Origin of the sequence: Parabacteroides sp. HGS0025, assembly GCF_000969845.1 — a bacterium.
GTDB lineage: Bacteria > Bacteroidota > Bacteroidia > Bacteroidales > Tannerellaceae > Parabacteroides > Parabacteroides gordonii.
The window spans coordinates 96744-112505 of record NZ_KQ033903.1 but is presented as its reverse complement, the minus strand read 5'-3'; the positions used below and the strand labels follow the sequence as shown (position 1 = coordinate 112505).

The window sequence follows — 15762 nt, the reverse complement described above, 5'->3', positions numbered from 1 at the left end:
TTTTTTAATTTTGGGCAAAATTAGGGCGGTTAAAAAGTATGCGCAATCGCATATTGTAGGTAAAATAAGGACAATCTTACCTATTTGTAGGTATTTATGGGTGTTTGAATAGATATTTGTTATCTGATCTAATGCCTTGTAAAGGCGTAATGGATGCAAGGAGATGGTAAAAAATATAGCAGGTAATTGCTTGCCGACAATTGTCTGCAAGCCTGCCCATAACTATCTGCAAGCTTGTTGACAATTATGGACAAGCTTGCAGATAATTATCAGCAACAAATCTCTTAGCAGACAATTTTATCCCTTCTCGTTTAATAGTCTTTCAAGTAAGGCTTTCTCTTTTCCATTAGTCGGCATACGTTTGTATAAGGATGCATTTTTTGTCTTATAATCCCTATTAATAGTTAGAAACAGGTGCGTTTTACATATATATAGGTATTGCGTGCGTCTTTACGTGCTTTTACCTTTGTCGCATCAATTAAGTTTTACTATTAGTATAATCGTCCGACCAAAACCCGATTTGTTGATTTTTATGTACACCTATTATTTAAGGTAAATACCCGTGAAAGGGATTTTTTATTGGTTGTCCCTTTCATATATAAAGATGAGCCATCCTGTGAAGAATGGCTCTTTTTTGTTTGTCGAAGGAAGCAATTTTCTTCATTATAACACGGAATAGGTAATGGAACGCTCTTTTTTACTATATAATAGGTATTGTGTACTCTTCCTGACAACTCTATCTTTGCAACATAGAAAAAAAGTAACACTATTAGTATAATCGCTATATCAAAACCTTTTGCTAATTATGTAAGCATATAAGATGATTAAACGTATGTCGGAATGTTTTATTGGTTGTTTCCGACATAAAAAAGGAGCCCGCCTGTGAAGGATGGTTCCTTTTTTATTTTTTTGATGTTATTTATGAACCTTCCTGTTTGATACCTATATCAGGCGATAAGCCACAATATATCTGCCGTTTTAGTAACTATTTGTAGGGATTTTGACCGTTGGGAATACATGATGTATTTACTGATTGTTTCGCATGACATATAAATAACGTACCTTTGCATCGAAATTAAAACCGAAGTAAACAAAATAAGGTATGAAGTTTGAAAACGAGAACTGGGCGCAGTTCAAAGGCGAAATTTGGAAAAGAGAGATTAATGTAAGGGATTTTATCCAAAACAACTACAAACCTTACGAAGGGGATGACTCTTTCTTGAAAGACTCCTCAGACAAGACGAAGAAAGTTTGGGATAAATTGACCGAAATGTTTAAGGTTGAAAGGGAGAAGGGTGTTTACGACGCTGAAACAAAATATCCTCAAGGTATAGATACTTACGGGCCAGGTTATATTGACAAAGAAAACGAAGTGATTGTCGGCCTGCAAACCGATGCCCCCCTGAAACGCGGTATCTACCCGAAATGTGGTACCCGCATGGTGGAAAACAGTCTGGAAGCTTACGGCTACAAACTGGATCCGATGACAAAAGAAATCTTCACGAAATACAGAAAGACGCATAACGAAGGCGTATTCTCCGCTTATACAGATGAAATGGTCGCAGCACGCCGTTCCGCCATCATCACCGGCCTGCCGGATGCTTACGGACGCGGACGTATCATCGGTGACTACCGTCGCGTGGCCCTGTACGGTACAGAGATCCTGATCGCAGAAAAGAAACATTATCTGAAAAGACTCGATATCCAGGAGCTGACCGAAGAGATCATCCAGAGCCGTGAGGAAATATCCGAACAGATCAAGGCGCTGAAAGCATTCGAAAAGATGTGTGCCGGTTATGGTTTCGATGTGACTAAACCTGCCAAGGATGCACGCGAAGCCGTTCAGTTCGTATACCTGGGTTATCTGGCTGCAGTGAAAGACCAGGACGGTGCTGCCATGTCATTGGGACGCACTTCTACTTTCCTCGACATCTATATTGAAAAAGATATCCGTGAAGGCAAACTGACGGAAGAAGAAGCACAGGAGCTGATCGACCAGTTTATCATCAAACTGCGTATCGTTCGTTTCCTGCGTACTCCGGAATATAACGACCTGTTCTCAGGCGATCCTGTCTGGGTAACTGAATCGTTAGGCGGACAGGGTGTCGACGGCCGTTCATTGGTGACGAAGACATCTTACCGTTACCTGCATACATTATATAACCTCGGCCCGGCACCGGAACCCAACTTGACGGTTCTGTGGTTCAACAACGCTCCTGAAAACTGGAAACGTTTCTGTGCAAAGGTTTCTATCGATACTTCCGCTATCCAGTATGAGAACGACGACCTGATGCGTCCCGATTATGGGGACGATTACGGTATCGCCTGCTGCGTATCTCCGATGAAGATCGGTAAGCAAATGCAATATTTCGGCGCACGTGCCAACCTGGCTAAGTGTCTGCTGTATGCCATCAACGGTGGCCGTGACGAAAGATCAGGTGTACAGGTAGCTCCGAAATTCGAACCGATTACCAGCGAATACCTGGATTACAACGAAGTGATGGAGAAATACGAACAGATGATGCGCTGGCTGGCTAAGGTCTATGTGAACGCACTGAAGATCATCCATTATATGCACGATAAATATGCTTACGAAGCATTCGAAATGGCTTTGCATGACGGTTCGGTGGAACGTATCCGCGCCACAGGTATTGCCGGCCTTTCTATCGTGGCAGACTCGTTGGCCGCTATCCGCGATACAAAAGTAAAAGTGATCCGCGACGAACGTGGCTTGGCTGTCGGTTTCGAACGCGAAGGCGATTATGTTCCTTTCGGTAACAACGACGACCGTACAGATAGCATCGCTGTCGATATCACAGAAAAGTTCATGGAATATCTGCGCCAGCACCAGACATACCGCAATGCCACTCCGACACAGTCTATCCTGACTATCACATCCAATGTGGTGTACGGAAAGAAAACAGGTGCAACTCCCGATGGTCGCGAAGGCGGTACACCGTTTGCCCCGGGTGCCAACCCGATGAATGGACGTGATACCAAAGGCGCTATCGCTGCACTGGCATCGGTTGCTAAACTGCCGTTCCAGCATGCACACGACGGTATCTCTTATACATTCGCCGTTTCTCCTGCCACATTAGGCAAGGAACGTGATATCCAGATCGCCAATATGGTCGGCCTGCTGGACGGTTACTTTACGCCTGACGGCGGACAGCATCTGAACGTGAACGTATTCGACAAGGAACTGTTGCTCGACGCAATGGATCATCCGGAAAACTATCCGCAGTTGACGATCCGTGTATCAGGTTATGCAGTGAACTTTGTGAAACTGACACGCGAACAGCAGTTGGATGTCATTTCAAGAACAATCAATCATTCACTTTAATGATTGGACGCATACATTCACTAGAGAGTTTCGGGACCGTTGATGGTCCCGGAATTCGCTTTGTTGTTTTTATGCAAGGCTGTCCGCTTCGTTGTCTGTACTGCCACAATCCGGATACCTGGGACAGCAAAGGCGGTGCCAAATATCAGATGACACCGGAAGAACTGTTGGCAGAGGTTTTACGATATAAGAACTTTATCGCCAAAGGCGGCGTGACTGTCACCGGGGGAGAACCCTTGTTGCAGGCTGAATTTCTCAAGGAGTTTTTCCGTCTTTGCCGGGAAGAAGGTATTCATACGGCACTCGATACTTCCGGCTATATCTGTACCCCGAAAGCGTTGGAGATATTGGAATATGTCGATCTGGTTTTGCTGGATATAAAAACGATAGACCCCGAACTACATCCCCGTTTAACAGCGGTGAAACTGGATAATACGTTACGTTTCCTGGATGAACAGGAGAAACGCGGTATTCCTGTATGGATACGCCACGTCATCGTTCCCGGGCTGACGGATAACGACGAAGCTCTGGATCAATTAGCTGAATACATCAGCCATTATAAAACCGTTCAAAAAGCAGAACTTTTGCCTTACCATACGATGGGTACTTACAAATATGAAGCACAAGGGATCGACTACAAATTAAAAGATGTAGAACCCCTTTCCGCCGAACGCCTGGCAAATGCGAAAGAGATCTTTAAGAAACACGGTATAGTTATTTGACCTTACTCGATCGGTTCTCTGCGAATCTTTACCTGTTCTTTGCGAACTTTATTGACATAACGGACACTGTCATTCTCAATGCTGCTGACATCTCCCTGGCAGTTGGTGAAGTATACATAGTGTCCCATATCCATGAACCGGTATACTTTACAACCGTCGTGTTCAAATAAATACTCGACCTTATAGGTGGGATTATTATCTGAAGCCGATTTGGCAATAGGTGTTCCTGCCAAACCACAAGCGGAAAAACCGAGGGCGCATGATAGCAGTGCACCGGCCGATAAAGTTAAAAAGCTAATTCTCTTCATATTCCTGTCGCTTTTAGTTGATGCCCAAAGATAACGATTTTCAAAGAATACAGTATTAAGGCGTGATAAATTACCTATAATCAGGTATATTTTTATTGCCGGAAAAAACATAGCTTTGTCCCATATTGTTACTCTGATAAAAGAAAGAATATGGAACAACATCATCACGATCATCACCACCACGAGATAACCTCCCTCAACAAGGCTTTCATTATAGGTATCACCCTGAACCTGGCGTTTGTCGTAGCCGAGTTTGTGGCAGGCTTCTGGTATAACTCGCTGGGACTGCTGTCCGATGCGGGGCATAACCTCGGGGATGTGGCCAGTTTGGTACTGGCTATGTTAGCATTTCGGCTGGCAAAGGTACATCCTACCGGCAAATACACGTATGGCTACAAGAAAAGCACCGTACTGGTTTCTTTGTTGAATGCCGTCATCCTCCTGGTGGCTGTCGGGATCATCATTGCTGAAAGTATAGGGAAACTGATGCACCCGCGTCCGGTCGAGGGCGACGCTATCGCCTGGGTGGCAGGTATCGGGGTCGTTATCAATGGGATTACGGCATGGCTGTTTATGAAGGACAAAGAGAAGGATCTGAATGTGAAAGGAGCCTATCTGCATATGGCGGCTGATGCGTTGGTATCGGTCGGCGTGGTGGTCTCCGGTATCGTGATAGCCCATACGGGATGGTATATTATCGACCCGATCATCGGATTGCTGATCGCCATCGTCATTATTGTTTCCACCTGGGGATTGTTGCGCGACAGCCTGCGTCTGTCACTCGACGGTGTGCCTATGGGGACGGATATAGACAAGGTGGAAGAGGTGATCCATGCGGTAGAAGGAGTGAAAGGAGTGCACCACCTGCATATATGGGCGATCAGCACTACCGAAACAGCCCTGACTGCACATATTGCCATCGAAAATGTATCGGATATGGAACGCATCAAGCAGGAGATAAAACACGAGCTTTTGCATGCAGGCATCCAGCATGCCACGCTCGAATTTGAAATGTCCGGCATCAAGTGCAATGGCCGTTGTTGTTCAGAGGAATAGGGTGGGATAATAAGGTTGATTTACTGATACTCAAAGATTTTGTCTATGACCACATAAAACCTTTCGATTGGATTTTTTGTTCTTACCTCGAATCGGCAACTTATCTTTGCACCAGTAACAAAAACAAATAGTAATAACAATAAAATAGTAAATCAAATGGAACCTATTATCAATTCACAAGCACCCGAGTTTAAAGTACAGGCATTTCAGAACGGAAGTTTCAAAACTGTAAGTAGCGACGACATCAAAGGCAAATGGGCTATCTTCTTTTTCTATCCGGCAGACTTTACATTTGTTTGCCCGACTGAACTGGTAGACATGGCCGACAAATATGCACAGTTCCAGGCTATGGGCGTAGAAGTTTATTCTGTAAGCACAGACTCACACTTCGTACACAAAGCATGGCACGACGCTTCTGAAACGATTCGTAAGATCAAATACCCGATGTTGGCCGACCCCACAGGCGCTTTGAGCCGCGCATTCGGTGTAATGATCGAAGAAGACGGTATGGCTTACCGCGGTACATTCCTGGTAAACCCGGAAGGAAAGATTAAATTGGCAGAAATCAACGACAACGGTATCGGCCGTAACGCAGACGAACTGCTTCGTAAAGTGGAAGCTGCTCAGTTCATCGCAGAACACCCGAGCGAAGTTTGTCCGGCTAAATGGAAAAAAGGCGGCGAAACGCTGAAACCGAGCATTGATCTGGTCGGTAAGATCTAATAGTAAAAAGGGAAGGCCGGCAATCAAATGTCGGCCTTTTTTGTTTGGAAACAATTAAAACAAAGGATTTATTATGTTAGACTCAGCGATGAAAGACCAGTTATCCGGCATCTTTGCAGGATTAACGACAAACTATATATTTGATGTCACAGTAGCTCCGGAACATGAAAACCGCCATGAGCTGCTCGAACTACTGAACGATGTGGCCTCCTGTTCCGACAAACTGTCCGTGCAGGTAACTGATGGCGACGGCCTGGAATTCTCCTTGTTGAAGAACGGTGAAAAGACCGGCATTAAGTTCCGCGGCGTCCCTAACGGCCATGAATTTACTTCCCTGTTGCTGGCCATCCTGAACAGTGACGGCAAAGGAAAGAATATTCCCGACGAGAGTATCTGTAATAAGGTAAAGGCGCTGAACGGCCCGGTCAAACTGACCACCTATGTGTCGCTGACCTGTACGAACTGCCCCGATGTGGTGCAGGCTCTGAACGTGATGGCAACGTTGAACCCGCAGATCACCCACGAAATGGTGGACGGCGCGATCAACCAGGAAGAAGTGGAAGCCATGAAAGTACAGGGTGTCCCTTCCGTATTTGCCGACGGCAAGCTGATCCATGTAGGACGCGGGGATTTCGGCGAACTGCTGGGTAAACTGGAAGCCCAATACGGCGTGAAAGAAGAAAACCTGCCGGTGGTAGAGAAGAACTATGACGTAATTATCGTCGGTGGTGGCCCTGCCGGAAGTGCGGCAGCCATCTATACCGCCCGTAAAGGGTTGAACGTAGCGGTCGTTGCAGACCGTATCGGCGGGCAGGTGAAAGAAACTGTCGGTATCGAGAACATGATCTCCGTGTCGCAGACAACAGGCCAGCAACTGGCACTCGACCTGATGGCGCACATGAAGGATTATCCGATCGACATCCTCGAACACCGCCGTATCGAAAAGGTGGAACTGGGAGATCGTGAAAAGCTACTGACCACCTCTACCGGTGAAAAGTTGATTGCCCCGGCCGTTATCGTAGCCACCGGAGCCAGCTGGCGACGTCTGAACGTCCCCGGCGAAACGGAATACATCGGACGCGGCGTAGCCTTCTGTCCGCATTGCGACGGCCCGTTCTATAAAGGCAAACGTGTGGCAGTTGTCGGTGGCGGTAACTCCGGTGTCGAAGCAGCGATCGACCTGGCCGGTATCTGCTCGAAAGTGACGCTACTGGAATTCGCAGACGAATTGAAAGCGGATCAGGTCTTGCAAGACAAAGTAAGAAGCCTGCCGAACGTGGAGATCTTCATGCATTCCCAGACGATGGAAGTGTTGGGTAACGGAGAGAAAGTGACCGCTATCCGTATAAAAGACCGTAAAACAGAGGAAGTGCGCAACATCGAACTGGATGGTATCTTCGTCCAGATCGGCCTGGCAGCCAATAGCGGCCCGTTCCGTGACGTGGTAGACACGAACCGCCCCGGCGAGATCGTGATCGACAGCCATTGCCGTACGAGCGTTCCCGGTATCTATGCGGCCGGCGACGTTTCTACCGTGCCTTACAAGCAGATCATTATCTCGATGGGCGAAGGCGCGAAAGCGGCGTTGACTGCTTTCGAAGACCGGATGCGCGGCATTATCTGATAAATATTGTGTTGTGAAAACAAGAAAGGCACCATTTTACGATGGTGCCTTCTTTTTGTCGGTTCATATTTTTCTATTCGTTTAAAGCCTGCATTAAAAGCCTGCCCGGACGGAATTTCACCGAGGTTCGCGGGTTGATCATGACAGGAGTACCTGTTTTAGGGTTACGGGCAGGCCGTCCTGTCTGTTTCCAGGGTAATAACACTCCGAAATTATGGAAGCGGATCTCTTCGCCACTTTCCAGCGCTTCGGTAGCGACCCTGAGTAGCGATTCAATAGTCTTCTTAATGGATACTTCCTCTTGTCCGGAATCTTTGGCTATTCTACGTATTATTTCTTCTTTTCTCATCACTGATGTTTTTATAGAATTATCTTATACTGTCGGTTGTCTATTCGGACGATGTAGATGCCGGAAGGCAGTTGCCATAAAGTATCTCCCGAAGGGATATCGGCTTGCTTTACCAATAAGCCTATCAGATTGTAGACCTGAACGGTTTGATTTGTAGCGGTGCTGATATGCAGGTTGCCTTTGGTTGCCCATATTTTGACAGCATCGGTTGTTACTGTTTCGTTGCTTACCGGATCGGAGTTTTTGGTGATACCGTCGATCAGAATATCGACTGGCTGGCGAACATATTGGATGATATAGGCACCGTCGCTGGTACGTGGGGAAATGGTTTCTCCACGGCTGGTCGTTACTACCGGGGTCGATAAGTCGTATTCCTTATCGATCGAGAGATAGAACCGGAAACTACTCCATGCTTCCACTTCATATTCCCCGGCTACTGGATCGGTAGTTGCTCCTTCTACTGACGGAAGGTGTACCGTGTGGTAGACTGTCGGGGTCGTCGGACTGTCATCATCGCCGCCTCCATCAACATCACTACCTCCATCATCTACAGGTATTGATTCGAATCGGGCCGAGAGGGATACATCGGCTGTAACAGTATGAGTGTAGCCTGTAATCGGGCTCCCATCTGCCATCAGCGTTTTCAATTTGTAACCGGAAGCCGGCGTGGCGGTGATAGTGAGCTCGGTGTTTTCTTCTATTCCTGCATTCGTACCCGGGTTCAGAGAAGTGCCGTCGGATTTCCTCACTTCGATGCTGCCGTTGGCTATTGCATCATCGACAGTGACTGTGATGAGTTGAAGGAATGTTGCAGTTACTGTAACGGGGCTGGTAGGCATAGTAAACGTATATTGATTGGTGCTGACCGGTGTTACAGTTACAAGAGTGCCGGCCGGTACGGTTACTGTCGGAAGGGCAGCTGCATAATCGTTATCCGGTACAGTCGTGATGGTTACCACTTCGTCGGCTTTTGCTTTGCTTTTGTCTACACTGAAAGTACCGTTGTTGGCAGGAGTACTGGCATCTACATCATAGGAGCTCATCTGGCTGGGCAAAGCTATTTTAGTTCCGACATAACAAAGTTTGGGGAATCCCGTTTCGGGATTGATATCGGACTCTAGCCATTGACCGATGTCGAAAATGCCGGTAGGATAAATAGAGGTATTATTCCAATCTGTTCCGGCAACGCCTTTGTCGGTTGTTACCCCCGATGTTTTCGGAATATCAGGTAGAGCATAATTGTTGTTATAGAAGTTCTCAGCTCCGGATATGGGGCCTCCAAAGTCATCGGGGAGCGGTTCGTACTCGTACGATTCGTACGGATAGTACGAGTCGCCAAGATCATCGAGAACTTCGTGAAATGTTATGCCAATTATATTCTTAATATGGGCATGCTTCGGTTCATCCGTATTGATTGTGAGTCCTCCCTTATTTGCTGCCACGCAGTTTAGAACGTAACTGAGCCCTCCTCCTGCTATACCTCCCAAGTAGGTTTTTGCTCTGATAGGCTCGTCGTAGATATCGAGTTCTTCCTTGCTTATATCTATAGAAATTGTCCCTGTAGCAAAGCAATTGTTTACATATGTGTTAAACGAACCACTGCCCACAATACCTCCGCTCGTTACCTCTCTAAGAGGAGCTTCAGCTTCCATTGTTATTTCTATATTGTTTGTAGTGTAACAATTACTGATAACCGTAAAACTACTGGCGCCTCCGACTAATCCTCCGATATTTGGGCTGGGGTGTTTTATTTTGGAATAGATCGTCCCTCCGGTTACGAAAGAATTCTGTATCAAGCAATTACTGGTATACATGGCGAGCACACCGGTATAACCGGTTTCCTCAAACGATGGATGCATTCCCTTTGGTGAAACTTCCAGCCCCAGATTCTTAATGATTGCGCTTGGGCCCGGTGAGATAATGGTATACGGGTCGTCTGTACCGATTACAGAAAACAAACAATCTGTTAGCCCGGAAATTCGGTATCCGTTACCATCGAATACACCAAGGAAAGGAAGACCTGCGAGTATAAGTGGTTCATCCTTACCCTGTTGCTCTTCTCCTGTAACCTTGCTTATCGTTCTCCAGTCACTACCCACATCTATGTCATTCGTGAGTTTGAAATGTTTGTGATTTAATTCTCTAGTTGTTATCATCGTATAACTAATCCAGTCCAAATGGTCTCTGGAACCGATCAGATAGGGCTTTTCTTCTGTTCCCTCTCCATCAGGACGGATGCCTTTAGAGAGAGAGGGAATAACAACTTTATAGATAGAGGGAAGAACAGATTGTCCGCATATCACCCGCGGTAGGAAAAAACACATAACCATTGCCAGCAGTAGTAGCCGGCTTGTCTTTTGTAAGTACTGTTTCATTTTTTACTTTTTTGATTAATTTGTAATTATGGATTATTTTCGGGAGAATAAAGGCTTGCCCTATCCGCTCACATAGGGTAAGCCTATCCTCCCGCATAGGATGTTCCTATAGCCTCACATAGGATAATCCTATACGGGGGGCATAGGGGCATCCTATGAAAAGTTTATTCGATTACGGGACGGTCGTCGTCACCTCCGCCATCACCCACGGTTAGGAGATAGGGGAACCGGTTGCGGCGTACGGTTTTCACTGTCTGTTGGTTACTGCCGCCATATTGGGTTGCTACTTCGAGGTAATACTTACCATCGCCCAGGGCCGGAATGATAAAGGAGAAGTAAGAAGGATCGTTGCGTGAAATGGTTGTCATCGGAACAGCTGTTTCGGTATCGTCGCTCTCTTTGATAAAAAAGAAACCGACGGTGTTGCCTTCTGTTCCTACGATCTTAACACGTTTGCCTTCACCGTTGAGGGTGTTACCCGGAGTTATCTTTCCATTTACTTCGCCTGTAAATACATCGGTTAGTTTGGTAACAGTCGGAAGTCCTTCCACTACTTCGCCAATGATTACACTGATACCTTTCAGATCCGTTTTCACGTCCTTGATAGGCGTGCTGCGGAGGGTTACATTGTTCTTTGAGGGATTGAATTTGGCTTTCGGTCCGATGAAGGAGCCGTCTATTCCGAGTGAGTTGTTTGTCAGTCCGAATTCTACGGTAGAACCTGAGTATAATTCTTCTTTGGCTGTCGCTTTTAAATCGTTGTGGGCGGCCAGCAATTCGGATGCTGTGAATTTACTTTTACCATTTGCAGCAATATTGCACAAATCTTCGATCGAGCGACTTGCTACGTAAGTAACGTTGGCCGTGAAGTCATCTTCACGCTCTGTCAGCATGTTAGCCACGAGGGTGGCGACGATGCTGCGCTTTTTGGGTTCATTTAATGCCATAGGCCAGTTAAATTTAGTGAGTTCGGTAAGAACTCTGGCATTAATTTTGAAAATCAATCTTTATAGATGCTGAAAATTCTTCTTAATCAGTAAGGATGACCGATATTCCAATCGATAGAAATCTGGTTTGTTTTATATAATGATACCACAGTGGTACCTTTTTGTTGAGTAAAAAAGTTTATAAATATGAAATAATTTCGTATGAACTTTGAATTTAAGTTCGTAAAGTGATTGTTATTTATAGATTATTTCTATCTTTGTGGTCATTATTAACAGAGTTCTTACCGAACTAAGTAGTATTTTATACGAATATTACACAAATCCTCTCGTATCTTAGTGAAAAGTGTATAACTTTGTTGCCTTCTGAATAAATATTTTACAAACAAAAATCCGTATAATTATGTCGATGCATGCAATAGAAAGCCTGGTGGAGTATTCTGTAAAAACAGTGGCAACCGCTTCTCCTGTTCCCCCTTTAGCCCGTAATATTTGTTTCAGTCTTTACCAACTCCAGAATCTTCTGGATTGTGGATATACCGTTTTGCGGGTCAAGGATGAACTGGTAGCACTTGGTTATCTTTTCCTGCTGCCGCCGGAACAGTTGCCGGAGCCTGAATGCAAGGCTGCCAAGAAACTCGCCAAAAAAGGGGGCTTTCTGAATAAAGAAACTTATTTCGATCTGCGTTCCGGATGTTGCTGCGTCACCGCCGGTTCGAAGTTATGGAAGAAACTGCTTGATCTGGGTATCTTTCCTGCATCGGCCAAGACTGAACTGCGTAAACTCGATCCGGTGGAACTGGCGGAGCTTATTATCCCCCTGGCTTCAAAGGCTCTTGCCGAAGGTGATAAAACGGCGGCTGATACGATGGGGCTCTGGTATGCCTTTTTCCCTTTGTTCTGCGTAGTAGCCGGTATTGACGATAGTAATGCACCGGCACCGGAAAGGATACAGGCATTGCTCAAACAACTGGCCATCCCCGAAGTCTTTAAAGCGGCGGGAGTTTATGGTGACGATATGGATTTCGAAGACGGTGAAGGAGACGAAATGACCTTCCTCGCCGATTGGGCTACTCCGTTTAACGAATGGAGGAGAGAATCGCCGGATTCTTTACATCCGGAAGCCTGCAAGCAGATGGTCTATGATTTTATTATGAAGCATGAGTATGTTGAGGCCGACCGCTATGCTGCCTTCCTGCCGGACGGGCCGGATTGCACGAGGCTTATGCATCGCTGCCTGATCACGATGGCCTGTTATAACTGGCTGAAAGCGAAAAATCCGGAGCAGCCTGTGACCCTTCCGGAAAGTATTCTTACCCTTATCCAGGCAAAGGAAGGTTTCGAATATATGATGGATAGGTTTCCACCCTCTGAAATGAGGACGATATGTAATATGAACCTTATCAAGTCTCATTTTTTGCTGGGAGAGATTACCACGGCGATCGATTTGCAGCGAGCCATGTTTGCCAATGTTCTGCCTTCGATCAATCGCATCCGCAACATGAACGAAAAACGGATAAGGCAGGCGTCACTGGCGGTTAACTATTACCGGGAGCTCAACGATAACATCCCGAATGACTATCCAGGGAAAAAGGAATTGGTACTCAACAGCATGCCTGATCTGATGGATCTCTTCACCACCCGCGATGTGCTCAGTGAATTCCTCCCCCTGCGTCCCGATATGGCAGAAGACCTGGAGGAATGTCTCAGCATGGCCAACCAGGTTATACAGCAGTTGGAAGAACTGGCTGATTAGTGGGATTGTTGTTTATATCATAATAAAAGAGGGCTGATTCCGATTGGAATCAGCCCTCTTTTATGTTTACAGACTTTTCTGTGGATAGAGTGCTTCCCACCATTCAGGCTGTTCTTTCAGCCATTTGGCGAACCAGGCGTAGATGGTGTTGTTCCATTCTGCGCGTTTCTTGTAATCGAATATCTGATGGTTTTGTCCGACTACTTGGATAAAGGCGGTTTCCTTACCGAGCAGTTTCAGGGCGGTAAACATCTGGATACTTTCTCCGACAGGTACGTTTGTATCGACGGAACCGTGCAGGAACAGGATCGGTGTGTTGATCTTGTCGGCATGGAACAGCGGACTTTGTTCTACATATATATCACGGGCATTCCAGGGATAATTGTTGGCGGTGGCCAGTGAACTGTAGGAATATCCCCAGTAACCCTCTCCCCAGTAGCTTGTAATATCGCTGATACCGGCATGGGAGATCGCGGCGGCGAACAGATCCGTTTTTGTTTGCAGGTACTGTGTCATGAATCCACCGTAAGACGCTCCGATACAACCGATCTTTTTGGCATCGACGAAGCTATGTTCTGCACAGAACTTCTTTGTGCCCTCGATAATTTCGTCTCCCGTACGTTTACCCCAGGCATTGACGTGGCGTGCGGAGAATTCCTGTCCGAAGCCGGTAGCCCCGCTGGGCTGGATGATGTAAACGATGTATCCCAATGCGGCATATGCATGCGACGGGTAACGGTTTTCAAGCGAACGTTCCGTCGGGCTTGTGCCGCCGTAATAGTTCACGATCAGCGGGTATTTCTTATTCGGGTCGAAATGCGGGGGCAGATAATAGCGTCCGTAGATCGTGTCGCCTGCGGCAGCCTGGAAGTTCCAGTCGCGTACTTCGCCCAGCGTAACATCTTTCAAGATCGTTTCCGACAGGTCTTTCAGGCAGACAGTCGTGTTCTTTTTCAGGTTGACGGAGTAAAGGCGCTGCGAGTTGGAAGCACTTTCGCCGAAGTAAACCAGTTCGGGAGCCGAGGTGGCGATCGTGAAATCCGACAGGATATCTTCTTTCAGCGGAACCGGGTTGATCTTTCCGTTGGACGGGTTGAGTACGTACAGGCGGACACAGTCTTTATCTTCTCCCTGAAGGTAGATTTGCTTGTCGTGGTTGTTCCAGATGACGGACTGGATAGACGGGTCGAAGTCTTTGCTTACCGGGGTTACTTGTTTGCCGGCCAGGTCGTAGATGAACAGTTGACCGTCGGCGGTATTTGATGTCTGTCCCGGTGCGATGTTCAGTCCGATACCGCCGAATGCTTCTCCCGAACCTTCGATAGCCAGTTGTGTCCCGTCGGGGGAGAAGCTGGCGGAACCGATGAACGGGTCTTTCAGGATCTCTTCTGTCTGCATCGTCTGCAGATCCATCCGGTAAAGAGTCGTCGTGCTGAACGGGCGTTGGGTCAGGGTGCGCTCGCGGCTGGTGAACAGCAGGTAACGGCCGTCTTTGGAAATATCGTTGAGGCCGGTCGAGTTATGTCCGTAAGTGAGACGTTCGAACAAACCTGTTGATAAGTCATACTTGTGCAGGAAAAAGCGGTTGCGCCAACCCGGTTGACGGTCGTCGGGGACGATGATCTCTTCCATATCCTTGTCTTTCTTGGGGCCTTCTTCCGATACCATAAAGATCAGATAATCTTCGGTCGGGGCGAAGACGAACCATCCGTCGGGTAGATTGGCGGAGAGGATCGTTTCTGTTTTTGTAACCGGGTCGATGCTTACCAGTTCCTTGCCTTGCAGTCCTTTGCGGGTATAATACAGGCGGTTGCTTTGCGGCATCCAGTTGTAGTTGTTAGTACTACTTTCAACCAATACCTGTCCGTTGGCCTTGTCGGTAACCTGTTGGTACGACGTTGTCTCGCCGCCGGGGAAGGTTGTCTGGTAAGAAGTCAGCAAATATTTGCCGTTGGGGGAGAGGCTTACCGAGCGGAAGCGGGTTCCGTCGAACACCTCGCTGATGGTGTACCGTTTCTCCGGATCGGTGGTGGCTGTGACGGTGGCTTCGGCTTCTGTGTCGAAAGTCACTTTCAGGGAACCGGCTTTGTCTTTTCCGGCAAGGTATTTGATCACGACCTCGTAACGGTGGGGTTCGAGCGTCAGCGCAATCTTGCCGTCGGCAGGCGTTTGCTTTTCATTATTAATATATACCTCGTATGTTTCCGGGCCTTTTACCTGCAGGTTGCCTTTTACGTACCGGTCGCTGTTCAGGTAGAAAGAGGCCAGTCCGATCTGATAGGGCAGGGAAGAGGCGGGGAGTAGTCCTTCTCCGTCGACGTTGGCTTCCAGTATTTGTGTGCTTTGGCGAACGTTACTGAACGGGATGGCTGTTTTAAGTAGTTCTTTTTCCGTAAACTTCTTGCTGTTTACATCGAGACTGTCGTTGAGGAACGGCTTCTTTACTTCGTAGGGGCCGGCATGTCTGAACTGTTTAACAATGACCTCTTCAGCAAAGAGGTTGCAGCAGGAACAGATAGCGGCCAAAAGTAACATGTTTCTTTTCATGGCGGATGCTGTTTA

The 15762-nt window shown here is 47.0% G+C and carries 11 protein-coding genes; 6 read left to right on the top strand and 5 right to left on the bottom strand.

From position 1 onward, the window contains the following. Positions 1-1102 precede the first annotated feature (1102 nt). Positions 1103-3343, top strand: a complete 2241-nt coding sequence (pflB, locus tag HMPREF1212_RS17710; RefSeq protein WP_028727760.1) for a formate C-acetyltransferase — start codon at positions 1103-1105, stop codon at positions 3341-3343. Beyond that, complete coding sequence (gene pflA, locus HMPREF1212_RS17705; protein ID WP_046150517.1) at positions 3343-4065, top strand: pyruvate formate-lyase-activating protein; 723 nt, start codon at positions 3343-3345, stop codon at positions 4063-4065. The genes pflB and pflA overlap by 1 nt, the downstream gene beginning before the upstream one ends. Positions 4066-4067: 2 nt before the next feature. Here the strand turns inward: pflA and HMPREF1212_RS17700 are convergent, their stop codons facing one another. Next, the gene (locus tag HMPREF1212_RS17700; protein WP_046151222.1) at positions 4068-4373 is read right to left on the bottom strand and encodes a DUF4884 domain-containing protein; all 306 of its coding nucleotides are present in this window, start codon (positions 4371-4373) and stop codon (positions 4068-4070) included. A gap of 150 nt (positions 4374-4523) precedes the next feature. Here HMPREF1212_RS17700 and HMPREF1212_RS17695 point away from each other — a divergent pair, with 150 nt between their 5' ends. The 3 genes from HMPREF1212_RS17695 to ahpF all read left to right on the top strand — a co-directional run bounded on the left by HMPREF1212_RS17695 (position 4524) and on the right by ahpF (position 7776). Next, the gene (locus HMPREF1212_RS17695; protein ID WP_046150516.1) at positions 4524-5429 is read left to right on the top strand and encodes a cation diffusion facilitator family transporter; all 906 of its coding nucleotides are present in this window, start codon (positions 4524-4526) and stop codon (positions 5427-5429) included. Positions 5430-5585: 156 nt separating this feature from the next. Then, positions 5586-6152, top strand: a complete 567-nt coding sequence (gene ahpC, locus HMPREF1212_RS17690; RefSeq protein ID WP_028727764.1) for an alkyl hydroperoxide reductase subunit C — start codon at positions 5586-5588, stop codon at positions 6150-6152. A gap of 73 nt (positions 6153-6225) precedes the next feature. After that, a complete protein-coding gene (ahpF, locus tag HMPREF1212_RS17685) occupies positions 6226-7776 on the top strand; it encodes an alkyl hydroperoxide reductase subunit F (RefSeq protein WP_028727765.1) in 1551 nt (516 codons plus the stop codon). A gap of 73 nt (positions 7777-7849) precedes the next feature. Here ahpF and HMPREF1212_RS17680 read toward each other — a convergent pair whose 3' ends face one another. From HMPREF1212_RS17680 to HMPREF1212_RS17670, 3 genes are all read right to left on the bottom strand, one after another. After that, positions 7850-8125, bottom strand: a complete 276-nt coding sequence (locus tag HMPREF1212_RS17680; protein ID WP_046150515.1) for an HU family DNA-binding protein — start codon at positions 8123-8125, stop codon at positions 7850-7852. Positions 8126-8136: 11 nt separating this feature from the next. Further along, positions 8137-10500, bottom strand: a complete 2364-nt coding sequence (locus tag HMPREF1212_RS17675) for an InlB B-repeat-containing protein (protein ID WP_046150514.1) — start codon at positions 10498-10500, stop codon at positions 8137-8139. A gap of 164 nt (positions 10501-10664) precedes the next feature. After that, positions 10665-11447 (bottom strand): DUF4469 domain-containing protein, encoded by a 783-nt coding sequence (locus tag HMPREF1212_RS17670; protein ID WP_046151221.1) that lies wholly within the window; start codon positions 11445-11447, stop codon positions 10665-10667. Between the two features lie 400 nt (positions 11448-11847). Between HMPREF1212_RS17670 and HMPREF1212_RS17665 the strand changes: the two genes are divergently transcribed. Beyond that, positions 11848-13200: a hypothetical protein gene (locus tag HMPREF1212_RS17665; protein ID WP_046150513.1), complete on the top strand. Its 1353-nt coding sequence runs from the start codon at positions 11848-11850 to the stop codon at positions 13198-13200. A gap of 66 nt (positions 13201-13266) precedes the next feature. Here the strand turns inward: HMPREF1212_RS17665 and HMPREF1212_RS17660 are convergent, their stop codons facing one another. After that, positions 13267-15747 carry a S9 family peptidase gene (locus HMPREF1212_RS17660; protein ID WP_046150512.1) on the bottom strand — a complete coding sequence of 827 codons (2481 nt, stop codon included), beginning with the start codon at positions 15745-15747 and terminating at the stop codon, positions 13267-13269. Positions 15748-15762 lie beyond the last annotated feature (15 nt).

Bases quoted from the DNA above. Each gene is read 5' to 3' on its own strand.
- pflB (WP_028727760.1), top strand. From the start codon at position 1,103: ATGAAGTTTGAAAACGAGAACTGGGCGCAGTTCAAAGGCGAAATTTGG.
- pflA (WP_046150517.1), top strand. From the start codon at position 3,343: ATGATTGGACGCATACATTCACTAGAGAGTTTCGGGACCGTTGATGGT.
- HMPREF1212_RS17700 (WP_046151222.1), bottom strand. From the start codon at position 4,373: ATGAAGAGAATTAGCTTTTTAACTTTATCGGCCGGTGCACTGCTATCA.
- HMPREF1212_RS17695 (WP_046150516.1), top strand. From the start codon at position 4,524: ATGGAACAACATCATCACGATCATCACCACCACGAGATAACCTCCCTC.
- ahpC (WP_028727764.1), top strand. From the start codon at position 5,586: ATGGAACCTATTATCAATTCACAAGCACCCGAGTTTAAAGTACAGGCA.
- ahpF (WP_028727765.1), top strand. From the start codon at position 6,226: ATGTTAGACTCAGCGATGAAAGACCAGTTATCCGGCATCTTTGCAGGA.
- HMPREF1212_RS17680 (WP_046150515.1), bottom strand. From the start codon at position 8,125: ATGAGAAAAGAAGAAATAATACGTAGAATAGCCAAAGATTCCGGACAA.
- HMPREF1212_RS17675 (WP_046150514.1), bottom strand. From the start codon at position 10,500: ATGAAACAGTACTTACAAAAGACAAGCCGGCTACTACTGCTGGCAATG.
- HMPREF1212_RS17670 (WP_046151221.1), bottom strand. From the start codon at position 11,447: ATGGCATTAAATGAACCCAAAAAGCGCAGCATCGTCGCCACCCTCGTG.
- HMPREF1212_RS17665 (WP_046150513.1), top strand. From the start codon at position 11,848: ATGTCGATGCATGCAATAGAAAGCCTGGTGGAGTATTCTGTAAAAACA.
- HMPREF1212_RS17660 (WP_046150512.1), bottom strand. From the start codon at position 15,747: ATGAAAAGAAACATGTTACTTTTGGCCGCTATCTGTTCCTGCTGCAAC.